This window comes from Halanaerobium saccharolyticum (genome assembly GCF_003053565.1).
Classification (GTDB): Bacteria; Bacillota; Halanaerobiia; order Halanaerobiales; family Halanaerobiaceae; genus Halanaerobium; species Halanaerobium saccharolyticum_B.
Genome location: NZ_QAXS01000001.1, coordinates 213,403 through 238,665, shown reverse-complemented (window position 1 = coordinate 238,665; position 25,263 = coordinate 213,403). Strand labels below are relative to the sequence as shown.

The window sequence follows — 25,263 nt, the reverse complement described above, 5'->3', positions numbered from 1 at the left end:
AAATGAATTTTTAGCGCATTAAATTAGGAATAAACATTACCAGCTGGGGAAAAGCAATTAGTAATCCAAGTACTGCCAGCAGCGTAAATAAGAAGGGCAGGATTGATTTAACCAGGTCCTCCAGCGTGATATTAGCAACTCCGGTGGCAACATATAAAACTGTTCCTACTGGTGGGGTAATCAGTCCAATTCCTAAGTTGATTGACATAATAACTCCAAAATAGACCGGATCAATACCAACCTGTTCCATTACCGGCAGTAAAATTGGGGCTAAAATTAACATTGCAGGAGTTAAGTCCATTACAAAACCAACTAAAAATAGTAAAACATTTGTGATTAATAAAATTCCAAGTGTTGAGTCAGTCAGGTTTGTCAGCATTGTTGCCAGATTAAAAGGAACTCGAGCAACAGTTAAAAGCCAGGCAGTAACCATGGCCATTCCACATAAGAAAAGAACAATTGCTGTTGTTTTAGCAGTCGCCAGTAAAATATCAGGCAGATCTTTAACTGTAACCTCTTTGTAAACAACTAAAGCCAGTATAAGTGCCACAAAAGCTGCTACAGCACCAGCTTCAGTTGCTGTAAATACTCCACCTAAAATTCCACCCACTACTAAAAAGGGAATAGTTAAAGCAAGAGCCGCTTCCTTAAAAGTATCCCAGAGTCTTTTTAAAGTAAACTCTGCAACCTGTTCTGAATCTACAATATGACCATAATCGTGTTTTTTGGTTGTAAAGTAAGTTGTGGCCATTAAAGACAGACCAACAATTATTCCAGGAATAATTCCGGCCATAAATAACTGAGCAATGGAGGTATTTGTTATTATTCCATAGAGAATAAAAGGAATACTCGGTGGAATAATAATTCCAATTACAGCAGAAGAAGCTGTGATTGCTGCTGAATAATCTGCCGGGTAATCCTGCTCGATCATCGGAGGAATTAAAAGCCCACCAATGGCTGCTGTATCAGCAATTGCAGAACCCGAGATTCCACCAAAAAACATACTGGCCAGGATATTTACATGACCCAGACCACCTGTGATATGACCAACAATTGCATCAGCAAAGTTTACCAGCCTCTTAGCAATACCACCGTGATTCATTATCTCTCCCACAAACATAAAAAATGGTATAGCTAAAAGTGGAAAACTGTTCATTCCAGAAATCATCTTAGCCGGTAAAACCATAAACTGTAAATCCATCGCATTCATGATCGCGATATTTGATAATCCCAGGGCAAAAACAACTGGAATTCCAGTCAGCACAAATAAAAATAAAGTTCCTAAAAATAACCAGAGCATTATTGGGCACCCCCGCTTTCGTCAACCATTCCGAATTTTTCTTTTTTACCTTCTCTAAATAAATTTATATGTTTTTTTATTTTAAATAAGTTAATGACCATCATCAAAAGTCCACTGACTGGAACTATAGAATAAACAAGAGTCATTGGAATATATAAGGCCGGTGAAACATTGGTTGCTGAAGTAGCAACAATATAACCATAATATGTTATAATAGCTAAAACTGACATAATAAAAATATCGGAAATAATACTTACCAAATTCTGTGCTTTTGCCGATGGAATTTTGGCAATCACAAAATTTAAACCTACATGATCATCGGTACCATAGGCCAGTACAGCACCCAAAAATGAAATCCAGATAAAAATAAATCGAGCCAGTTCATCTGCCCAGCCCAGAGAATTATTTAAAACAAAACGGCTGAAAACATTGGAGCCTACTATTATAAACATTGCAATAGTTAAAGCAATAAGAATAAATTTATAGGTACCAAAAAATATCTTAAAAAATTTACTATCCTTCATATCTTCTTCCCCCCAAAGGTTATATTAAATAAGAGGGGAAAAATCCCCTCTTATTTATATATTCTGTTAAATTTCAGTCCTCTTAATTACTGCTGAGCCTGAAATTCTTCAACCTGCTGCTGTACAGATTCTACTAAATCTGCACCAATTTCTTCTTTAAACTGATTATATACAGGCTGAACTGCTTCCTGGAATTCTGCTTTCTGCTCAGGAGTTAGAATAGTTACTTCCATAACATCTTTTAACTCTTCTAAGTATTCAGCATTCATAGCTCTATTAGTTCTTCTGTTGTGGTGCTTTGCTTCTACAGCTGCAACTTTAACTGTCTGCTGTAAATCTGTAGGAAGCTTGTCATAGAACTGCTTGGAAATCATTAAAACAAATGGAGAATATACGTGACCTGTGTTTGTTGTATAGTCCTGAACTTCATAGAAGTTCTGCAGGTAAATTGTACCCCATGGGTTTTCCTGACCGTCTACAACACCCTGCTGCATAGCGGAGAATAACTCACCAAATGCCATAGGTGTAGGGTTAGCTCCCATTTCTTCCCAGGCAGCTAAGTGCATAGGATTTTCCATAGTTCTAATTTTTAGACCTTCAACATCTTCTGGACTTTCAACAGCTGTTACACTATTTGTTAACTGACGGTATCCATTTTCCCAGTAAGCTAAGCCGACAATACCTTCATCTTCTAACTGCTTTAACAGATCCTGACCAACTGGTCCGTCAAGAACATAATCTGCCGCTTCGTGAGTTGGGAATAAGAAAGGCAGGTCAAATACTTTAAAACCGTTTACAAAAGGAGCAATTGGAGCAGTAGATGGACAGGTCATCTGCTGAGTACCCATCTGCAGTGCTTCCATCATTTCTCTATCGTCACCAAGCTGACTGGAGTGATAAAGATTAACTTCTATTGCACCATCACTTCTTTCTTCAACTAACTTTTTAAAATATTCCAGTGACTTATACTGAGCTGACTTGTCATTAAGACCGATACCAGCATTAATTGTGTACTCCTGGGCAAATGAACCCGCAGTAAAGGTTAAGACTAATAAAAGAGCAAGTGATAAACTAAACATTAATTTTTTTCTCAAGATAATTTCCCCCTAAATAGTTTGTTGTTATTTTTTAATGATTTTAAATTCTAATTGATTCCAAAATGCTAATTGTTTTAAACTGTGATCCTCATTATTCAAAATTTAACTCCCTTATTTTAGCACCACCTCCATCATTTTATTTTTATAAGGGCTTATAAGATTATAAACTTGCTCCTGTTTTACTTATTTATCTTGATATATCCACAACCCTGTTGCAGGATTATTGATATAAAAGATCTCTTCTCCATTAACCTGATTAAAACCATTTTCTAACTCATCTATTTTATACTTAGCAATAGTTTGCTGGTAATCTAAATAATTAAAATTGATATTTTCTATTTCTTCCCGGCTTAGTTTGGGCGAAGCCAGGGAAATCGTAAATCTTCCTTCCGAAGAACCGTGGATCAAATGGGCGGCCGCAGAAAGGTTTTCCTGTAAGTCTTCATTTTTATGCAGATAATCCAGGGTTATTTCTGTACCGCGGTAGCCATACTTGCGGAGCAGCCTGTCAATCTCCTGGTCCTCACCAAATTTGTGAATCCCGGGAGCAATAATGATCAGCTCTCCTCCATCGGCAACTGCCATTCTGGTTCGATAAATTGCTTTGCCACCAATCCAGGTGCTTTTAAATTTATCTTCTTTTAAGTAAACCACTACTTTTTGCAGCGGTTTTTCAACTTTGATTATGTTTTCCTGCTGGCTTAAAGCTACTGCTTTTTCGAAACTGTCTCTGCTGCTGCCTGTAAATATTCCCTTAATTTCAGTTAAGCCAGTTTTCTGGTCACTGATCGGAGAATTAACAGTCATCAGGTAAAGGAGCGGCAGCTGGTCCAGAAATTGACGCTGGCAGTAATCATATAACTTTCTAACAGGTGAATGATCCTTACCCATTATTTTTTCCATTCCTGCCAGTGCTCCCAAAAAGTGTGATTTATTGATAATCTGATTACCGCCACAGCCGACCACTATATTTTTAGTGTAGTTTGCCATCCCCACTACTTCATGCGGAATAACCTGGCCGATGGAAATTATCAGATCAAATTTGTCGTCAAATAAGTGTTTATTTATTTCTAAAGGGATTGCCTCAGTTAATTCTCCCTCGGAAAATTCTTTCATCTTGGCTGCTGGAATTTCACCAACTTTAACTGTTTCAGTTCTCCAGTTGTGGGCCAGAAAGGCAGCGGCTGGAATCTCGCCAAACATTGCCTTTAAAGATTCGCGATCCATTGGGTCGTGAGTTCCAGAGGCAGGTAAAACTTTTATCTCTGCTGTCTGATCAGCCAGTTTGAAATAAAGGGTCTCGGTTAGAGGTCCCAGGGCTGAAGACTTGCGGCTGTAATCAGGTGGAATCAAAAGCAGCCTTTCTACTCCGGCAGCTTTTATCTCTGCAGCCAGTTTATTTAAATAGTCTTCAATTTGCTCCCGCTCCAGGTATTTACCCGAGCTGACAATTTCTGATTTGATGTTATTCATCTTTTTCTCTCCTAATTATGATTTAGAGAAATAATAAGCTCATTTAGCTTTTACCATTCAGCGACTGTGCCGTCCTGATTCCGCCAGACTGGATTCTTCCAGTTATGTGAGTCTCTGGCTCTTTCTCGAACCAGATCTTCGTTAATTTCGATTCCAAGTCCTGGTTGGTATGGGATTTCGGCATAGCCAGCTTTATATTTAAAAACTTCTTTATTTTTAAGATAATCGAGCAGGTCATTACCCTGATTGTAGTGGATTCCCAGACTCTGCTCCTGAATAAATACATTTGGACAAACAGCATCAATCTGTAAACTTGCAGCCAGGTTAATTGGTCCCAGCGGAGAATGAGGTGCAACTGCAGTATCATAGGCTTCTGCCATAGCAGCAATTTTTCTAACCTCGGAAATTCCTCCAGCATGTGACAAGTCGGGCTGAATGATATCAACTTTATTTAATTCAAAAACTTTTTTGTAATCCCAGCGGCTGAATAACCTCTCACCCAGGGCAATTGGAATGCCAAAAGTATCCATTGTGGCCAGGGCTTCAATATTTTCCGAAAGCACCGGCTCTTCGATAAACATCAGCCGAAATGGCTCCAGCTCCTTAAAAAGAATGCGCGCCATTCCCTTATGAACCCGGCCGTGAAAATCAACTGCTATCCCAAAATCGGGGCCTAGCTGATCTCTAATCGCTGCCACCCGGGCAACTGCCTGATCCACTTTTTTATAACTATCTATGTAATGTAATTCCTCAGTTCCATTCATTTTAACTGCTGTAAAACCGGCATCCTTTTTTTCCTGTGCCGCCTGAGCAACATTATCCGGTCGATCTCCACCGATCCAGGAGTAAACTCTTACCTTATCTCTGACCTTACCTCCCAGAAGTTCATAGACCGGCTGCTCCAGAAACTTACCCTTGATATCCCAGAGTGCCTGGTCAATACCGGCAATAGCACTCATTAAAACCGGGCCACCTCTGTAAAATGCACCTCGGTATAATGTCTGCCAGATATCTTCAATTTCTAAAGGGTTTCTGCCGATAAGATAATCTTCCATTTCTTTGACTGCCGCCCTAACTGTATCAGCCTTTCCTTCTACAACTGGCTCTCCCCAGCCTGAAATTCCCTGGTCAGTTGAGATTTTAAGAAAAAGCCAGCGGGGTGGAAGTTTAAATAATTCCAGTTTAGTTATTTTCACGGTAATCAGCTCCTGCCTGAATTTAAGATAAATTCTAGCTGCTTAAAACTTTGTGCTAGTAATTTTAGATTCTATTTTTAAACTTATTAGTAATTTTTACTGATATTGCATATCTACTATTTGATATGTGATATATCAGAGATGGACAAAAAATTTCCTTAATCATTTCCAATTAAGACTCGTTTTTTTCTTATTCATAATTATTTTTAGTAGTTGATAATTTTCTTTCTATTTTTAATATTACAATATTTAACCGCAGATTGCAAATGAATTTTGCAGCTTTTTTATTAATTTCTATTTTTAAGCTCTATTTTTAATTGATGCATCTTTTGCAATTTTAACCCTGTCCAGATGGCGGTACAATATCTCTTCAGCCTTAGCTTTATCTCCCTTTAAAATACTGTCGATTATATCTATGTGCTCCTGGCGTGAAGTTTCAGATCTCTTATAATTTAAGTAGCTAAAAAGCATTGTGTAGTGGTTAATCATCTTTAGATAACTGTCAATCAAATAATTGTTATGGGAAGCAAGGACTATCTCTTTGTGCAGTTTGCTGTCATAACTGGTAAAATATTTTTTGTGACCATTTTCAAATTTATCTTTGAGGTCAGAGATTACTTCCCGATCTATTTCTGCAAAATAATTATCAAGACAGTAAATCTCGTGCATCTTTCTTACTTCCAGAATATCATTGACCTCTGCTTCGGAAAAATTTTTGACAAAAAATCCAACCCGGGGCCTGTTTTCCACCAGATCTTCATTTGCCAGTCGACGCAGAGCATCCCTTACCGGCATCAGAGAAATCCCGTGTTCTTCTGCAATCTCCCTGGTGTTTAGCTGCTCACCAAGGTCTACATCTCTATTTAGTATTTTTTCTTTTAACATTGAATAAACCTGATCGGTCAGGCTTTTTTTATTAATTGCCATTATAACACTTCCTAAAATTTCTGTGATATATCAGATACTCTATATTACATATTCAACACTGAAGTTAATTCTCCTGCAAGAAAATGAAATTATTTTTTTAATTTAAGTATTTTTTCTATAAATTAGTTAATAAGCTCTCATGTTTTCCCGTAGATAATCATAGATCTTCCGCGCTGTCTTACCACTGATCCCATCAACCTCTTTCAACTGCCAGATCTTAGCCTCCCTAATTTTAGCCAGTGAGCCAAAGTGCTGCAGCAGTGCATTTCTGCGGGTTTCTCCCACACCTGGAATTTCATCGAGCATAGAATGGGTCAGGCGGCGGGACCTTAATTTACGGTGATAACTGACGGCAAAGCGGTGGGCCTCATCTCTCACCCGCTGCAAAAGCTGCAGGGTTGGAGTGTGGTGGGGCAGGGTAATCGGGTCACTTTCACCGGGCTTAAAAATTTCTTCTTCCCTTTTTGCCAGTCCAATTATCGGCAGATCCTCAATTCCTAAGAGCTCTAAAATTTCATAGGCGGCATTGAGCTGACCTTTACCACCATCAATCAAAATTAAATCCGGCAGTTCTCTATCTTCGCGCAGCAGTCTGGCATAGCGGCGCTCAACAACTTCCTTCATACTGGAAAAATCATCAGGTCCCTCAACTGTTTTAATCTTAAAGCGGCGGTAATCCTGTTTGGAGGGTCTGCCGTTTTTAAAGACCACCATTGATGCTACAGAATCTGTTCCCTGAATATTTGAAATATCAAATCCTTCAATATGATAGGGCTCATTTTCCATTCCCAGAATTTCTCCTAGTTTCTCGACAGCTCCAGAAGTGCGCTGTTTTTCATATTTACTGCGGATATCTTCCTTTTTCAGATTCTGCTCGGCATTGCGCTCGGCCATCTCCAGCATCTTCTTTTTGTCACCCTTCTGTGGATACTGAATACTCACCTTTTTCCCCTTGACATCTGCCAGACGCTCAGCAAGTAATTCCTGATAGTTAATTTCGGTGTTCAATAAGAGCTCATCCGGGATCCCGGCAGCCTGCTCATAGTACTGCTGTAAAAATGAGGCCATGGTTTCTGCCGCAGTTTCTTCCTCTGTTCCCTGCAGAATAAAATATTCCTGGCCGATCAGGCGGCCGTTGCGGACTAAAAGCAGCTGGGCACAGGCATTGTCTTTCTCTCCCTGAACTAAAGCCACCACATCCTGATCGATATTTTTATCGGTCATTACTTTCTGGCTTTCACTCAACTTGGCAAAGGCCTCCAGCGCATCCCGAAAGCGGGCTGCCTTTTCAAAATTTCTTTCAGCTGCCGCTTCCTTCATCTTTTCTTCTACCTGCTGTTTGAGTTCTTCCTGTCTGCCGGATAAAAAGAGGCAGACCTGGTCAATCAGCTCATGATAATCTTCCTTGCTGACTGCACCAATACAGGGCCCGAGGCACTTATCAATGTGATAATTCAGACAGGGGCGGTCTTCAGGATCATCAGCTTTTAGCTCTTTTTTGCAGCTTCTGAGCTTAAAAATATCCTTGATTACATCCAGAGTTTTATAAATTGCATCTACATCAGCAAAGGGTCCAAAATATTTGGCGCCATCATTTTTGACAATCCTGGTTTTAAAAACCCGCGGAAAGTCGACATTCTTGGTGACTTTAATATAGGGATAAGTTTTATCATCCTTGAGGCGGATGTTGAATTTGGGCTGATGTTTTTTAATCAGATTGGCCTCTAAAATAAAGGCCTCCACTTCTGTATCGGTAAGAATATAATCAAAATCATCTATATATTTGACCAGCATCCTGGTCTTATAGGTCTGGTCATTTTTGCGAAAGTAAGAACGGACCCGGCTGCGGAGCGACTTTGCTTTACCCACATAAATGATCATACCCGTTTCATCTTTCATTAAATAAACTCCAGGCTGACGGGGAAGCTCCTTGAGCTGGGCTTCAATATGTTCCTTTCTGTTTTCATTATCTGTCATTTTTTATCACCTTAATTTGTGAATTATTTCTTCTGTACCCGGTCCGAAAAGTCCATTTTGAACCGGGTTCAAATTATTCAGCAGCTTTTATTTTAACATTTTTTCCAGAAAAAGCAATTCCTAAATGAATTACATTTTTTATACCTCTTTTTTCTAATTCCTGCTGATATTTTCTTTCTTCGATTTGTTTTAAAGCAGCTTTAACAGCTTTATCTAAGTTTTCATTATCAGCCACTTTTTTAAATTCAATTATTATTCCCAGTTTATCTTTTTTATTCGGAATAACCATAATATCATAACGTCCATAACCACTTTCTCTATTTGAATTAATCTCATAATTATCATTTAAATTTAATAATAATCCTAAAACAAAGGCATGATAAACTTTTTCTGCTTCATTTCCTGCTGGATCAAAGCTGCTCATACTGCTTAAAACAAAATCTTTGAAAATTAAACTGAATTCTTCAATATTTCCGGTTATTAAAGCGGTTAGCATTTCACTCAATTTATTACTACTTATACTTTCTTCCAACCAATCATAAATTATCTCCTCATAAATATACTTTATCTCCTGATTGGGAATCTCGAGTTCACAATAAAGTCTGCCCTGTTCCCGCTGCCTGGTGTTTGCTTTTAAATAGCCACTGTATAAAAGAAAGCTCCAGAGAGAACTACTTTTAGTTCTAACATCTGCAAAAACAATATTTTCATCTATTCGGGTTTTAAAAGATTTATTTTTTAACAGGTCTTCAAATTGACCCTTAACCTCAGCCTCTGCGTTAATTATTAGATCTTTAATCAATTCATTACCACTGGTATTTACCCAGTAAGGTTTTAATTCGCCCTGACTGGCAATACAGTTTATAATAGACCAGGGATTATAAACAAGTTGGTCACCAAAATAATAACCATTATACCATCTTTTTACTTCCTGAAGTCTATATTCTAAATCATAATAACTAAAAATCTCTTCTACTTCCTTCTCCAGAAGTCCAAAAAATTGATCATACTTACTTTCTAACAGACCACTGACCAGTAAATTATTTAAACCAGAAAATATACTTTCTTTTGCAACTCTTAAAATACCGGTCAAAATACCTTTTTCAAGATTAGGATTACCTTTTAGCCCCCGGATTAAAAAACTGCGCATAAAATCAAGCATTTGATCATAGTATTCATTTAAATAGGAAGCCTGAACTGCTTCATCATATTCATCTATTAATATAATAACATTTTGCTGATGGAATTCTTTTAGATAACGCGAAAGATTCTCTAAAGCAAACTCATAAGCAGTTTGATCAGCCTTTAAAGCCATTATATCCTGATATTCTTCCTTTTCATACTCTAAAAGTTTATCGCTTTTTAAAAGGTAGCTATGGCGCTGAAATTCTACAGCAATGGAACGTTTAAGTCTCTGCAGAGCAAGCTCCCAATTATTAGCTCTAGAACCTTTAAAATCTAAATTGATTACTGGGAACTTACCCATTTTCTCCAGACAGTTAAATTCATTTTCAGCTATTTTTAAACCACTAAATAAATTTGAGTTATCATTTTCACTATTTTCAAAGAAATAGCGCAGCATAGAAAGATTTAAACTTTTCCCAAATCGCCGGGGCCTTGGTAAAAGAAGAACCTCTGCATCTTCATCGATTATTTCTTTAATCAATAGACTTTTATCAACATAATAATAGTTTTCTTCTCGTAATTTTTTAAAATCATTAATTCCAATAGCCAATTTTTTTTGCATGCAGTTTGTCCTCCTCATTTGAAACAGCTAAAATAATTTACATCTGATTTGTGAATTATTTCTTCTGAACCCGGTCCGAAATGTTCGTTTTGGACCGGGTTCAACCTAAACTTTCAATAAATTTTTCCACCAGTTCCGGGTCAAACTGACTGCCGGCACAGCTTTGAAGTTCAGTTAAGGCCTCTGCTTCAGTCATCGCTCCTTTATAAGGACGACCACTGTTCATTACATCATAGGAATCAACTATTGTCAGCACCCTGGAGAGCAGCGGGATATCTCTGCCGCTGAGCCCTTCGGGATAACCTGTACCGTCCCAGCGCTCATGGTGGTGTAATATCTCTGAGGAGATATGAGCAAAATCTTCAATATTCGAAGTTATTCTAAAACCTGTTTCGGTATGTTTTTTGATTATTTCCCACTCTTCAGCATTTAATTTATCAGTTTTATTTAAAACTTCTTCTGGAACTGCTATCTTACCAATATCATGCATCTGAGTTAAGAGGTAGAGTCGGTCCTGTTCTAAATTAGAGAGGCCGAGCACTTTAGCAAAATTTTCGGCCAGGCTGCTCATCCGGTGCACATGCTCTTCAGTTTCCGAGCTTTTCTCCTTTAGCGATGTCAGAAAGGCTGAAAGCACACTGCTGCGGGCACTTTTGCGGCTGGCAATTTTATTTTTATACATTCTGTCTTCTGCCCGGCTTAAAACAACCATCAGCTCATCTTCGGGATCATTTTTAACCGCTGTCCCCAGTGAAATTGAAACCTGCAGTTCTCCCTCTTCCTTCTCCAGGGAACTGTTGATTCGTTTAATTATTTTTTCACTCTCAACTGCAGCTGTCTGTGGTAAAAGGACCACAAACTCATCTCCACCCCAGCGGGCAATGATATCCTCATCCCGACAGGATTCTTTAAAAATTTCTGCTGCTTCTTTGATCAGCTGATCTCCACTCTGGTGGCCGTAAGTATCGTTAATCAGTTTTAAATTATTTAAATCCCCCATGATTATGCTGATCGGCAGCTGGCGGGCGGTGTCCACTCTTTTTATTTCTTCTTCTAAAAAAGCACGGTTATATAAACCGGTAAGTTTGTCGTGAAAACCGAGATAGCGAATCTTCTCTTCGCTCTGACGGCGCTCTGTTATGTCGCGGCAGAAACCATCGATCTCAAAACTGCCGTCATCATTTTTTTCACTGACCCGAGCATTCATCTCCAGCCACAAAATATTTTGATATCTGTCATAAGCCTGGTAGACAAAATTGCTGACTATCCCCTCGGATTTTAGCTGATTTAAAAACTGGTCCCGGCGTTCAGAATTAACATAAAGAGTGTTTTTAAGATCATTATAATAAGTTATGGTTTCTGAAATTGAATCAAAACCTAAAAGCTGAGCCATATGGGGATTGATCATTTTAACCTGGCCGGTAGAAGTAGTTTTAAAAATTCCTACCGGAGAATTTTCAAATAATCTGCGGTAGTTTTCTTCACTTTCTTTGAGGCGCTTTTCTGACTCCAGCCTCATTTTTTCATTGATAATCTTTTCTATCCCCAGTGAAATATCGCCGGTCAGCTCATCGAGCAGTTTAACCTCTGTTTCATCAAAGTGATCTGCCTCGGCTGAGCAGAAAGAAAATACTCCCCAGGGCTCTTCCCTAACTTCCAGCAGGAAAAAAGCTCTGGAGCCGCAGTGTTCGGAAATTGACAGGTCAAGACCAGAGATTTCCTGACAGCTATTCTGAATCAATTTGTTCTGCTCACTTATTAACAATTTATCTTTAAAATTAAAAGCTAAATCTTCCAGTTTTAGACTGTAATCCTCATCAACCTCAATAAAGGGACAGTTGTTCTCTGTAGAAGTTAAAATCTGTAATTCATCCCGAGCCGGCCCAATTTTTCCAATCCAGATATTTTTATATCTACCATAATCAGAAGTGATCTGAGCTGCTTCTTCTAACAGATCATTTAGAGATCTTTCCCGGACAATCAGCTGATTTACCATACTTAATGTGCGGTAAATTTCATTTAACTTCTGCAGCTCTTTTTCTGCTTTTTTACGGCGGGTGATATCGACAGCGGTGCTGATTACCAGCTTGCGGCCTTTTTCATCCTGGCTTAGAGGAGCAGTTTTGAAATCCCAGATTCGCTTTTCTCCCTCGCTGGTCCAGACTTCAAATTCACCGCCAGTACTTTTATCAACTACAAAGGATTTATTAATTTCCTTTTTAATTTTCTCCTGCTTATTGGGATATGCTTTATCGACCCATTTTGAAATTGTATTTATTTCTTCCCTTTGATAACCTGTGATTTCAATCCAGGTATTATTGACAATTACCACTTCACCATCTTCCGCGTGAACCATAATTGAAATCGGGGCTTCATTTAAAGCGCTGGAAAACATTTTTTCCCGCTGCTTAATTTTTTCGCGCATCTGATAACTTTTGCTGACATCTCTAAAAACCATTACGGTGCCATCAATTGTGCCGTCTCCCCTTTTGATAGGGGCTGCACTATCTGCTATGTGGTATTCTTTTCCATCTCTGGCGATCAATTTTGTGTGATTGGCCAGGCCGACAATTTTGCCGTTTTTTAAAACCTTTTCTACTGGATTCTTTACTTCTTTTCCGGTTTGGGAATTAAAAATATTAAAAATTTCAGTTATTTCTCTGCCTTCTGCTTCAGCGGTCGTCCAGCCGGTTAAATTTTCAGCAACTGCATTTAACCTTCTAACTCTGCCTTCTCTGTCAGTTACCAGCAGGCCATCACCGATAGAATTCAGTGTAATTGATAAAAACTGGCGCTGTTCGTTGATCTCTTTTTCCTGTTCTAAATTTCTTAAAACACTATTAATTTTACTGTTGATTGAGTTTAAAAGTTCAAATTCTTCCTTTAAAAATACCGTGCCACTGTACTCTTCTGGATGTTCAGATAGATAGGCAACTTCGATCTTACCAACCGGCTGATCATTAATCACTATCTCCTGCTGCTGCATCCAGTCACTTTCTCTAAAATTGTCAGTCTGATATATTTTTCCTCGATAGCTGATTCTGGCCGCACAGTCTTCTGGATACTGATAGGAAGCCGGTATTTCTTCTACAATTTTGTTGAGCAGTTGGTCTCGGTCTAAATTATATTTTTCTGCGGCCTCTGAAATCCTGTACAGGCCGGCAAGTTCCTTAACCCGCTCCTTCAGGTTAAAATTTAGCTCTCTGTTTCTGGAGGTGCTTTTTACAATATATGCTGCAGCAATAATAATCACCAGCACTTCCACAAAATATTCGGAAAGGTTAATCTGCAGATTATAGAGGTCCTGAACAGCAAGCACAGAAACTACAAATACTGCTGAAAAAATCGCTCCCTTTTTAGCAAAATTAAGGCTGCTGTAGATTACAAATAAAATAAGCAGGGGCTCAATCAATTCCATTTTCACATTGAAGGCGATTATAGTTAATAAGACTGCCACTATCACAGCAGCAGTTTTGCTCTGCATCAATTCTCTAATCCTTTTCTTCTTCAAGCGCTGCACCTCCCTTTCGGTACCGGTTTGGTACCGGGTAATAAATTGATTATATCATTTATTTGAACCAGGTACAAAAGTGCACATTTGTACCTGGTTATAATTATTTATTTCACAATTCGCATTCATTTTTAATTTCCTGATCTAATTTTTTATTAATTTCCTTTGATTCAATAAATTTTTTGTAAAGCGCTCTATCATTTGAAAAAGAAGCAAGAATCAAACTATCATTAATTAAATCACTCTCTTTCAATCCTAAATAAATCTGATAGCTGCTTCTCCTATAATCTTCGGCCTTACTAACGATTGAAGCTTCTACTGGATTCAAGTGAATATATCGATTGACTCCTAAATTATAAAAGTCATCTTTTATTAATTTTGAAAAATATCTCCCCTGAAAAACATGACCAATCAGATCATGCTTATAATTGAAATACCTTGCATAAAGAAGATTGATGTAATGCATTAATTTTCCAATCTTAACCTCTCCAGTTTTAAGCTGAAGGTGAATGTGATTAGTCATTAGACAATATGAAAGCAACTCAAATTCATATTTAGCTTTAGCTTTTCTCAAAATATCCAAATAAAAATCAAAATCCAATTGATCTCTAAACAGATGTCCCTGGCGATTACCTCTGCTGACAATATGATAGACTGCTCCCGGGTACCATGGTCGTTTTTCTCTTGACATTTTATCACCTTCCATTTAATGGATTTATTGTATAATATTATATCACATTAACCCATTAAATGGAATAGTGTTTGTGAAATATTTATCCTGTACCAGGTTCAAAACGGACGTTTTGGACCTGGTACCAATGAATACCTACAGCACTTCTTTTAAGAACTTGCCGGTATATGAATTTTTGTTTTGAGCCACTTCTTCTGGAGTACCGGTGGCAACTACTTCACCACCCTTTTCTCCTCCTTCAGGACCAAGATCGATTAAATAATCGGCTGATTTAATTACATCCAGATTATGCTCGATTACAATTACTGTGTTGCCATCTTCGCGCAGGCGGTGCAGTACCTCAAGCAGCTTTTTAATATCCGCAAAGTGGAGGCCTGTTGTTGGCTCATCCAGCAAATAGAGAGTTTCACCCGTACTTCTCTTACCCAGCTCTTTGGCAATTTTAATCCGCTGAGCTTCACCACCAGAAAAAGTAGTTGCCGGCTGACCGAGGCGAATATAGCCAAGTCCAACATCATAGAGGGTCTGCAGACGGCGGCGAATTGGCTCAATATTTTCAAAAAACTCAACTGCCTCTTCGACTGTCATATCAAGCACATCTGCTATTGTCTTCCCCTTATATTTAATCTCTAAAGTTTCACGGTTGTAGCGCTTACCATTACAGACATCACAGGGCACATAAACATCAGGCAGAAAGTGCATTTCGATCTCTTCGATTCCCTGACCCTTACAGGCTTCACAGCGGCCACCTTTAACATTAAAACTGAAGCGGCCGATTTCGTAGCCGCGCTGTTTTGCTTCCGAAGTGCTGGCAAAAACATCACGGATATAATTAAAGACCTTAGTGTAGGTTACCGCATTGGAGCGGGGCGTTCTACCGATTGGAGACTGATCAATATTTATTACTTTATCAATCTGATCCATTCCAATAACCTCATCGTGCTCACCTGGATGCAGAGTTGAATCATGAAGTTCTCGCATCATTTTTCTTTTGAGGGTGTTATTAATCAGTGTGCTCTTTCCTGAACCGGAAACTCCGGTCACACAGGTAAAGGTGCCCAGAGGAAAGTCCACATCTATACTTTTTAGATTGTGCTGTCTGGCTCCTTTGATGCTGAGCCAGCTTTCTCCTGCCTTGTATCTATCTTCAGGTACATGAATTTTCTTTTTCCCGGAAAGATACTGACCGGTAAGTGAGCGCTCCTCAGCAATTACATCTTCCAGACTGCCTTCGGCAACAATCTCACCACCATGTTTGCCGGCTCCAGGGCCCATATCGATAATATAGTCTGCCGAGCGAATTGTATCCTCATCATGCTCAACAACTATCACGGTATTCCCCAGATCTCTGATGTGCTCTAAAGTACTGATCAGGCGATTATTATCGCGCTGATGGAGGCCGATACTCGGCTCATCAAGAATATATAAAACTCCCATCAGACCGGAGCCAATCTGGGTTGCCAGTCTGATTCGCTGAGCTTCTCCTCCAGAAAGAGTTCCGGCAGAGCGGTCCAGGCTCAAATAATCGAGACCAACATCGAGCAGAAAGCGGAGCCTTTCTCTAATCTCCTTTAAAATTTCCTTACCAATTTTTGCTCTTCTGTCATCCAGTTCAACCCCCTGCAGAAAATCGTGGGCCTCCTTGATGGTAAATGAGCTGAATTTGGCGATCGAAATTCCGCCAACAGTCACTGCCAGCACCTCTGGTTTTAGACGCTGACCTTCACAGACATGACAGGGAATTTCGTTCATATATCTTTCCATCTTTCTGTGGGTTGAAGCACTGTCTGACTTATTCATTCTTTCCTTGAGATAACCGGTAATTCCCTTAAAGCGGGTTGTGTGGTCCCTGGTTCTGCCGTAGCGGTTTGTATAAGGAAAGGTTATCTTTTTGTCATCACCATAAACCAGTTTATCAATCATCTGATCATCTAAATCCTTAATCTTTGTTTCCAGGCTGAAATCGTACTCCTCAGCCATTGCCTCCAGCAGGGCTGGATAATAGCGGCTGGATGAGCTGGCCCAGGGGATAATTCCCCCATCAGCAATTGATTTATCCCGGTCTAAAATTAAGTCCGGGTCAAATTCTTTTTTAACTCCCAGGCCATCACAGTTGTCACAGGCTCCATAGGGAGAGTTAAATGAAAACATGCGGGGAGACATCTCTTCCAGGCTGATATTATGCTCGGGACAGGCAAATTTTTCACTGTAGGTTGTAAGTTCCCCCTCAATTTCGTCGATCATTACCAGGCCATCAGCATAATCAAGGGCTGTTTCGACTGAATCAGCCAGGCGCTCCCTGATTCCATCCTTAATTACCAGTCGGTCAACTATAATCTCAATATCATGTTTAAAGTTTTTATCCAGTTTTTCTGCATCTTCAAGCAGGATTGTTTCACCGTCGACTCTGGCTCTAACAAATCCATCCCGCTGAGCCTGGAGAAAAGTACGCTCATGTTCACCTTTGCGGCCGCGAACAATTGGCGCCAGCACCTGAATCTTGGTCCTCTCCGGCAGCTCCAGCACCTGATCAACTATCTCATCAACTGTCTGTGATTTGATTTCCTTGCCGCAGATTGGACAGTGAGGGATCCCAACTCTGGCATAGAGCAGACGCAGATAATCATGGATTTCTGTTACTGTACCTACGGTTGAGCGGGGGTTGCGGCTGGTTGTTTTCTGGTCGATAGAAATCGCCGGGGAAAGTCCTTCTATATATTCCACCTTTGGTTTTTCCATCTGACCTAAAAACTGCCGGGCATAGGCAGAAAGCGATTCCACATAGCGCCGCTGACCTTCTGCATAAATAGTGTCAAAAGCCAGTGAAGACTTGCCTGAACCACTGAGGCCGGTAATAACCACCAGCTTATCCCGCGGTATATCCAAATCTACTTTTTTAAGGTTGTGCTCTTCTGCACCCTTAACTATCAAACGATCTAATCCCATTTATAATTACACCTCTTTTATATATTCGTACCAGGTTCAAAACGCATGTTTTGGACCTGGTTATAATTATACTTTTCACAAAACCTATTTCTTTTCCAATTTTGCTTCCAACTCTTCAATTTCGTCTCTGATCTGGGCAGCTATTTCAAATTCCAGGTTATCTGCTGCCTCTTCCATTTCATCCTCTAAATCTATAATTAAATGTTGAATTTCTTTGCGGCTCATCTGATCATAATTCTGGCTGTTGTCATCCGGATCCCCATTATTCTGACTCTTATCATAATAGCGGCTCTTATCCTCAGAAACTACCATATCCACCGGCCGCACTACTTCGCGAACAGGTTTGATAATTGTCTCCGGAGTAATATCATTATCCTTATTATGCTGAATCTGGATTTCACGCCTTCTTTCAGTTTCATTGATCGCATTCCGCATCGAATCAGTTATCTTGTCAGCATACATAATTACCTTACCACCAACATTACGGGCGGCCCGACCGATAGTCTGAACCAGGGCACGTTCTGAACGCAGAAATCCTTCTTTATCGGCATCTAAAATCGCCACCCGGGAAACTTCAGGCAGGTCAAGTCCCTCCCGCAGAAGGTTAATTCCTACCAGGACGTCAAACTCTCCCAGGCGGAGATCGCGGATAATCTCTGAGCGCTCAATCGTGTCAATATCAGAATGCAGATAGCGGACTCTAATTCCAGCTTCTGCCAGATATTCAGTCAGGTCCTCGGACATCTTTTTAGTCAGAGTTGTGACCAGAACTCTCTCGCCATCTCCAACAACCTGACGGATCTCTTCCAGCAGGTCATCAATCTGGCTTTTTGTTGGCCGAACATCAATTTCCGGATCAACCAGCCCCGTCGGACGAATAATCTGCTCGACTATCTGCTGACTGTTTTTTTCCTCATAGGGTCCCGGAGTAGCTGAAACATAAACCGCCTGAGGTACAACTTCTTCAAACTCTTCAAAATTCAGCGGTCTGTTGTCCAGGGCTGAAGGTAGGCGGAATCCATATTCCACCAGTTTTTCCTTCCGGGAGCGGTCACCGGCAAACATTCCTCCAATCTGAGGCACTGTCATGTGTGATTCATCAATAATCACCATAAAATCATCAGGAAAGTAATCCAAAAGAGCCATTGGTCTGGAGCCCTGTTCGCGTCCTGCCAGGTGCCGGGCATAGTTCTCAATTCCGGAACAAAAACCCATCTGCTCCAGCATTTCTAAGTCATAGCGGGTCCGCTGTTCCAGGCGCTGGGCCTCAACCAGCCGGTTTTCTGCCCGCAGCTCCTTTAAACGCTCCTCAAGCTCAGCTGAAATTGTCTTGATTGCTCTTTTAACCTTATCTTCTGGCGTAACAAAGTGGCTGGCCGGATAAATTGTCATTTCATTTATCTCAGCTTCAACCTCACCGGTCACTGTATTAATCCTGGTTATGCGGTCAATCTCATCCCCAAAAAGCTCAACCCGGATTGCTATATCACGGTAAGCCGGGAAAATATCAATAACATCTCCTTTAACCCGAAAGTGACCGCGGGAAGTATCCATATCATTGCGGCTGTACTGCATAAAGGTCAGGCTTCTGGTGATCTCCTTGCGGTCCATAATCTTTCCTACTTTTAAATCAAGCGAGAGGTTTAAATAATCATCCGGAGAACCAAGACCATAGATACAGGAAACACTGGCCACAATCAGCACATCACGCCGCTCAAAAAGTGAAGTTGTAGCTGAAAGTCTGAGCTTTTCAATTTCGTCATTAACAGAAGCATCTTTTTCTATATAGGTATCAGTCTGGGGCACATAGGCTTCAGGCTGATAATAATCATAATAACTTACAAAATATTCAACTGCATTGTCAGGAAAAAACTCCTTAAACTCACTGGTCAGCTGAGCTGCCAGGGTTTTATTATGGGCAATAACCAGAGTTGGCTTATTTACCTCTTCCACCAGTTTAGCCATGGTAAATGTTTTCCCGGTACCCGTTGCACCAAGCAGAGTCTGGTGGCGGTAGCCCTTTCTTATTCCTTCAGCCAGTTTTTCTATTGCCTCAGGCTGATCACCTTTGGGCTCAAAAGGGGCCTTTAATTTAAACTGTCCTTCTTTCACAAAAATCCCCCCAATACTATAATCTACATTCTGCAGAACCGTCTACTTTATCAGTGAAAAAATTTCTTTCAATCAATAGCTTCAATTTATTATTATACACCTTTAAATTTAAATTTTCAGTAAAATTAATGACAAATATTAAAATAAGTGAATGTATGTTTAGTCCTGTTCTTCTATTATAGCAATAATCATTACTGATTTAAAGTCTTATTTTCGGAAACTTTGTGAATAAAATATTTTTAACCAGGTCCAAAAATATTGCAATAAAAAAAAGCCCATTTAAGGGCTCTTTTTATCGCTGCCAGTATTTAATTTCATTGTAGTGATCATATAGTTTTTCTTCGTAGTCCCGGTGGACAAGCCGATCTGATTTTTCTTCCTTATATTCCGGGGCATTTTTGATTTCTTCTTTAGTTTTGCTGACATATAGTTTTTCTTTATTCCAGCTGATATTCTGCAGCCACTCCGGAGCTATCAGCACATCTTTACCCGGCAGAATATTTCTGGTATCAATCAGCAGATAACGAATCGCCCAGTTTTCTTCATCAACAAAAAGGTCTTCTAAGTGGCCAAATTCTTTATCTTCAGCCTGAATGTGATAGCCGCGAATCTCGTTAAAACTCCGCAGATTAGATTCTACTTCATCTTCTTCCGCCTGTTTTTCCTCATCAGTTAATTTCTCAAAATCGAACAACTTCTCTCTGATTATACTTCCGGCCTGAATTGCAGGACCATCAGCAGGATGAGGGCTAGCCCAGTAAATTGGCCAGTCATAGTGTTTAACAACTTTTTCTTCCATCACTTTAGAAACCGGCTTATTCTTTTCGATGCTTGGTCCTGCCTCTAAATCTTCGGCTGTCAGGTCAACTATGATTTCCTGATTTTGATAATTGATTTCCTCAAATGACTCAGTAGAAATTAAAGTTTTCTCGTGCTGAAGCCAGCTGCCTGTTTCAATAACAAGATATCTCATTACAAAATAATGTTGATCAAAGTAAAAGTCTTTAGCTTTTCCCAGATCTTCACTGCGTCCGTGAACTGTAAATCCTTTGAGATTTTTGAGCTTTCTTAACATAACTTGCTCACCTCTCTTAGATTTTCGCCTCTAAACGGAACCTTAATCTATTAAAGTTTATCTTCTTTCTACTTTAATTATAATAAAAAACTGCGGCTGATTCAAACTATAGAAATTAAGTTTAGATTAAAATAATTAGATTATAATACTTTGAAATATTAATAACTGGAATTAATAAAAATAGCCTCTTAATTTTAATTATATTTGATCTTTGGAAAAATTATCTCTAATTTCAAGAGCCATCTCAAGCTCGTCGGTCATAATCATATCAACTTCTTTTGCCAGCAGCTCGCTGACTGCATCCGGAAAGTTGACAGTATAAACATTTAGCTGCATCCCCATAAAATGAGCTTTATCTACTACCCCAGGGTCAGCAGTTAAAAAATGAAGGTGTAAGGCGTCAAAGCCTCTTTTGAAAGCATAGTCAGCAGCATTGATCATTTTGGACATTAAAAGACAGCCAGTTTTAATTTCCGGCTGCAGCTTTTTTATTTTCTGCAGGCTGTAGTGATTAAAAGAAGAAATTATTACTTTTTCTCTCAGCTCAAACCGGTCAACCAGCTTTAAAACCTTCTCTTCCAGCTCAGGATAGGGCAGATAATTTTTCAGCTCGATATTAATTACCTCTAAATCTTTAACAACTTCCAGCACCTCAGCCAGAGTTGGAATTTTCTCTTCTTTAAATTCTGAGCTTAAATACTCACCTGCATTCAGCTGCCTCAGCTCCGAAAGTTTGTGATCTTTGACCAGACCGCTGCCGTTCATTGTTCTATCGATCAGTTCATCGTGAATAACTACAACTTCTCCATCTGCTGTCAGCTGTACATCAAATTCCACTCCGTCAGCACCAAGTTCAACAGCCTTCTTAAAAGAGGCCAGAGTATTTTCTGGATATCCGGCTGCTCCTCCCCGGTGACCAATAATTTTTGTCTTCATCACTATCACTTCCTCTATCTAGCTTAGTAAATTCTATTACTATAATATAACTTTTTGGAAAGGGCTGCAAATTTTAGATTTAAAGAGCTGCTGATTAAATTAAGCTTTTTAGTTGCTCTTTTTTGGCCTTGGCTCTATTCTTTAAGCCCCTGAGTTGCAATCCCCTTAACAAAGAATTTCTGGGCCAGCAGGAAAACAACCAGAGTTGGAATTACAACCATTATTGTCCCGGCCATAATCAAACCCCAGTCCCGCTCGGAGGCACTGGTAAATAACATTTTAACTCCCTGCTGAGCAACTTTCATTTCATCAGAGTTTAAAATAATCAGCGGCCAGAGGTAGGCATTCCACATCACTAAAAAGTTAACAGTTGCCAGTCCGGCCAGAGTTGGGCCAGAAAGCGGTATTAAAATCTGAAACAAAAATCTAAAGGGTCCACAGCCGTCAAGCTGAGCAGATTCCATTAAGGATTTAGGAATTGTAAGAAAATGCTGCCTCATCAAAAAGGTTGTTGTAGCACTGGCCAAAAACGGTAAAACCAGTCCTGAATAAGTATTGGCCAGGCCGAGATTGCTGACAAATTCAAATAAAGGCACCACCCGCACCTGCATCGGCAGCATCAGGGTAAATAAGATTGCAAAAAATAGTGTTTTTTTGTATTTGAATTCAAAATGCGAAAAAGCATAACCACTTAAAACACCCAGGGCCAGCTTCCCAATCATCACAATCCCGGAAGCCAGCAGGCTGTTTAAAAGCAGCCTGTCCATGTTGACCAGATTCCAGGCATTGATATAGTTGCCAAAGTAAAATCTATTGGGAATCAGCGAAGGTGGATAGGAAAATATCTGATTTCTGGGCTGAAAACTAACACTGATCGCCAGTAAAATCGGCATCAAAACCACAAAACTAATTGCCATTAAAAGTAGGTGCGTAAAAATTTTATTTATTAAATCTTTCCTTGATTTGCGCATCTTAAAGCCACTCCTTTATATTATTTCTCCAATTTAGAGTCTGTCAATGACTCAAAAAATATTTTACTGATAATGAACTCCTCTACTTCCATATTTAAAGTGGAAAAAGGTCACAATTAAAACTAAAATAAGTAAAATAACTGATTGAGCGGCTGCCAGTCCCGGGCGGAAGTTAACAAACATATCCCGATACAGCTTATAAATCACGATATTGGTAGCATCTGCCGGGCCACCCTGAGTCATAATATCTACTATTCCAAAAGACTGGAAAATGGTAAAAATTATGTTCATTATAATTAAATAAAAGGTGGTTGGAGAAAGCAAAGGAACTGTAATCTTTCTAAAAATTTGAAATGCATTGGCACCATCAATCCTTGCTGACTCATAAACACTGTCCGGAATCGACTGCAGACCGGCCAGAAAAAAGATGATATTAAAGCCCATATTTTTCCAGATGGTTGCAATGATAATCGCTATAAAAGCAAAAAAACCGTTGGTCAGCCAGGGTACCTGAACATTAAACAGTAAATCTAAAAAATAATTGATATGGCCTGCAACCGGATTTAAAAGAAAAACCCAGAGAGAACCGGCGACTGTCGGAGAAATAGCATAAGGTATAAAAAATATAGTCCGATAAATTTTAATCCCCTTCAGCTTCTGATTTACTAAGACAGATAAAACTAGGGAAACTGCCAGCCCACCAAAAATTGTGATCAAAACAAAAACAGCTGATCTGACTAAACTTGCTCTGTAGACTGGATCTGTAAATAAATTTATATAATTATCAAAGCCCGAGTAGATTCTCCTTGAGCCAAATGGAGCTGTGCGGTATAAACTCAAAATTACAGATTGAATTGTCGGCCAGTATAAAAAGAGTGTTAAAATAATCATTGAGGGTAAAATTAGCAAATATGGTACTGAAAAATGTGAGTCATAATCCTGTTCTTTCAATTCTTTCTACCTCCCCTGGAATATATAATAGGTTGAATATTTATGATTGACAATGGAAAAATCCCCCTCCCCAGTAAATGAGGAAGGGGGAAGTAGTCACTTTTGCGCTGTTAAATTGCTAAAAGCGCCTTATTCAAAAAGTGAATTGTACTGTTCTAATGATCTGTCAACTCTGGAAGCTGCTTCGTCCATTGCTTCCTGAGGAGTCATATCTCCCTGCAGAGTCTTTTCTACTGCTTCTTCTACAATCTGTCTAACTTCAGGGAAGGTACCAATTAGTGCACCCTGAGTTGAAGGAGCTCTCTTACTTAGTAATAACTGAAGGAAAGCAGTTAGATGATTTGGATTTTGGGCAAAGAACTGTCCATTCATTTCATGCTCTACAGCTGCTTTAGTTACTGGGAAATAACCGGTATTTTCAAACCAGTATACCTGCTGCTCCATTTCGGAAAGGAAGCTTAAGAATTCCCAGGCTGCTTTCAGCTCTTCTTCAGGATGGTCTCTGACTGCCCAGAGGCTTGCTCCACCGATAATAACTCCACCACGGTCTACGCCTTCAGGACGAGGGAGGAAAGCTGTTCCCAACTCATAACCATCATTTTCAGCGTTATTAGTAAAGTTAGTAACCTGTGCAGTTGATTCAATCATCATGGCAGCTCTACCTGACAGGAAGGCCTGCTTGGCTCCATCCCAGCCGCGGCCAGGATTTAACATAATACCTTCATCAACCATTTCCTGCCATAATTCAATAAATCTCACAACTGGCTCCTGATCCAGATAAGACTCGGTAGCTCTTCCTTCACCGCGTCCATTATTATTGTTAACAAGTAAGGCATCCTGATTGGCTGTCATCTGCTCAACAAACCAGCCGACTATACCTAAGGTAAATCCATAACGCTCAACATCTCCGTCTTCATTACGGATTGTAAGTTTGCGAGCATATTCTTTTAATTCCTCAAAAGTCTGAGGTGGCTGGTTTGGATCCAGACCTGCTTCTTCAAAAGCATCCTTATTATAGTATAAAATAGGTGTTGAAGAGTTAAATGGCATAGAATTCAGCTGACCATTGACATTATAGTAATTAGAAACAGGAATTAAAAATTTACCCCAATCAAAACTATCATCCTGAGCAACTTCTCTTCCCAATTCTTCTACAGGGATAATAATACCACTATCAAGCATAACCTGAGTCCCAATCTCATAAATCTGAACTATATGAGGTGCCGATCCACTCTGGACTGCTGCCTGAGTTTTGGTTAAAGTATCATTATAACTACCTGTATTCTGAGCCTCAACCTGAATATCGTCATGACTTTCATTAAATCTGTCAACAATAGTGTTTACGATCTCACCATTATAGCCACCCATCGCGTGCCAGAACTCAATAGTTACAGGCTCCTGAGCTGCTGCAGAAAAAGTCAGGATAAATGCAAGAACAACCACCATTAACACACTAAATTTTCTCATTTAATAATTCACTCCTCCTAATAGTTGTTTTGGCAAAATTTTTTTACCTTATCCCCCCTTTATTATCTATTTTATAATTGTTTATTTGTAAAATCCCATCCGACACAAAAAATTACAAATATTGATTCCGTTGCAAATATAATTATATAGATTTTTTAATTATTTGTCAATTCATAATAATGATTATATTTAATTTTCTAAATATTTTTTTACAGCTCTTTGCTGACCACTTCTCTAACTTAATCTAAGTCACTGCTCTTTTCAATAATTTACTCGGCTTTATTAATTTAACTCTTAAATTAATTCGATAAAAGTCTTGCATTAATATCTTAAAATGCTTATACTAATATAGATGCAAAATT

The 25,263-nt window shown here is 39.4% G+C and carries 17 protein-coding genes; all 17 read right to left on the bottom strand.

Features of this window, described 5'->3' with window-relative positions:
• Positions 1 to 10: 10 nt before the first annotated feature.
• Positions 11 to 1,300: a TRAP transporter large permease gene (locus tag C8C76_RS01060; RefSeq protein ID WP_108137799.1), complete on the bottom strand. Its 1,290-nt coding sequence runs from the start codon at positions 1,298 to 1,300 to the stop codon at positions 11 to 13.
• Positions 1,300 to 1,824: a TRAP transporter small permease gene (locus C8C76_RS01055; protein WP_108137798.1), complete on the bottom strand. Its 525-nt coding sequence runs from the start codon at positions 1,822 to 1,824 to the stop codon at positions 1,300 to 1,302. Before C8C76_RS01055 ends, C8C76_RS01060 begins: the two co-directional genes overlap by 1 nt.
• 86 nt (positions 1,825 to 1,910) lie before the next feature.
• Positions 1,911 to 2,918 (bottom strand): TRAP transporter substrate-binding protein, encoded by a 1,008-nt coding sequence (locus C8C76_RS01050; RefSeq protein WP_258222396.1) that lies wholly within the window; start codon positions 2,916 to 2,918, stop codon positions 1,911 to 1,913.
• 186 nt (positions 2,919 to 3,104) lie between these two features.
• Positions 3,105 to 4,394: a lactate racemase domain-containing protein gene (locus C8C76_RS01045; protein WP_108137796.1), complete on the bottom strand. Its 1,290-nt coding sequence runs from the start codon at positions 4,392 to 4,394 to the stop codon at positions 3,105 to 3,107.
• A 50-nt stretch (positions 4,395 to 4,444) separates the two neighbouring features.
• Positions 4,445 to 5,590, bottom strand: a complete 1,146-nt coding sequence (gene dgoD, locus C8C76_RS01040; RefSeq protein ID WP_108137794.1) for a galactonate dehydratase — start codon at positions 5,588 to 5,590, stop codon at positions 4,445 to 4,447.
• A 300-nt stretch (positions 5,591 to 5,890) separates the two neighbouring features.
• The gene (locus C8C76_RS01035) at positions 5,891 to 6,517 is read right to left on the bottom strand and encodes a GntR family transcriptional regulator (RefSeq protein ID WP_108137792.1); all 627 of its coding nucleotides are present in this window, start codon (positions 6,515 to 6,517) and stop codon (positions 5,891 to 5,893) included.
• Between the two features lie 126 nt (positions 6,518 to 6,643).
• A complete protein-coding gene (gene uvrC, locus C8C76_RS01030; RefSeq protein WP_108137790.1) occupies positions 6,644 to 8,494 on the bottom strand; it encodes an excinuclease ABC subunit UvrC in 1,851 nt (616 codons plus the stop codon).
• Between the two features lie 73 nt (positions 8,495 to 8,567).
• Positions 8,568 to 10,241: an AAA family ATPase gene (locus tag C8C76_RS01025; RefSeq protein ID WP_108137788.1), complete on the bottom strand. Its 1,674-nt coding sequence runs from the start codon at positions 10,239 to 10,241 to the stop codon at positions 8,568 to 8,570.
• 100 nt (positions 10,242 to 10,341) lie between these two features.
• Complete coding sequence (locus tag C8C76_RS01020; protein ID WP_441318417.1) at positions 10,342 to 13,761, bottom strand: PAS domain S-box protein; 3,420 nt, start codon at positions 13,759 to 13,761, stop codon at positions 10,342 to 10,344.
• Positions 13,762 to 13,864: 103 nt separating this feature from the next.
• A complete protein-coding gene (locus tag C8C76_RS01015) occupies positions 13,865 to 14,443 on the bottom strand; it encodes a transposase (RefSeq protein ID WP_108137786.1) in 579 nt (192 codons plus the stop codon).
• Positions 14,444 to 14,578: 135 nt separating this feature from the next.
• A complete protein-coding gene (gene uvrA / locus C8C76_RS01010; protein WP_108137784.1) occupies positions 14,579 to 17,389 on the bottom strand; it encodes an excinuclease ABC subunit UvrA in 2,811 nt (936 codons plus the stop codon).
• An 84-nt stretch (positions 17,390 to 17,473) separates the two neighbouring features.
• Complete coding sequence (gene uvrB / locus C8C76_RS01005) at positions 17,474 to 19,501, bottom strand: excinuclease ABC subunit UvrB (protein ID WP_108137782.1); 2,028 nt, start codon at positions 19,499 to 19,501, stop codon at positions 17,474 to 17,476.
• Positions 19,502 to 19,793: 292 nt separating this feature from the next.
• The gene (locus C8C76_RS01000) at positions 19,794 to 20,576 is read right to left on the bottom strand and encodes a PRC-barrel domain-containing protein (protein ID WP_108137780.1); all 783 of its coding nucleotides are present in this window, start codon (positions 20,574 to 20,576) and stop codon (positions 19,794 to 19,796) included.
• A 198-nt stretch (positions 20,577 to 20,774) separates the two neighbouring features.
• Entirely contained in the window at positions 20,775 to 21,512 is a 738-nt protein-coding gene (locus C8C76_RS00995) for a glycerophosphodiester phosphodiesterase (protein WP_108137778.1), read from the bottom strand.
• 134 nt (positions 21,513 to 21,646) lie between these two features.
• Positions 21,647 to 22,483, bottom strand: coding sequence for a carbohydrate ABC transporter permease (locus C8C76_RS00990; protein WP_108137776.1), 837 nt, complete (start codon positions 22,481 to 22,483; stop codon positions 21,647 to 21,649).
• A gap of 63 nt (positions 22,484 to 22,546) precedes the next feature.
• Positions 22,547 to 23,434, bottom strand: coding sequence for a carbohydrate ABC transporter permease (locus tag C8C76_RS00985; protein ID WP_108137774.1), 888 nt, complete (start codon positions 23,432 to 23,434; stop codon positions 22,547 to 22,549).
• Positions 23,435 to 23,563: 129 nt separating this feature from the next.
• Entirely contained in the window at positions 23,564 to 24,901 is a 1,338-nt protein-coding gene (locus tag C8C76_RS00980; protein ID WP_108137772.1) for an ABC transporter substrate-binding protein, read from the bottom strand.
• Positions 24,902 to 25,263: the final 362 nt, after the last annotated feature.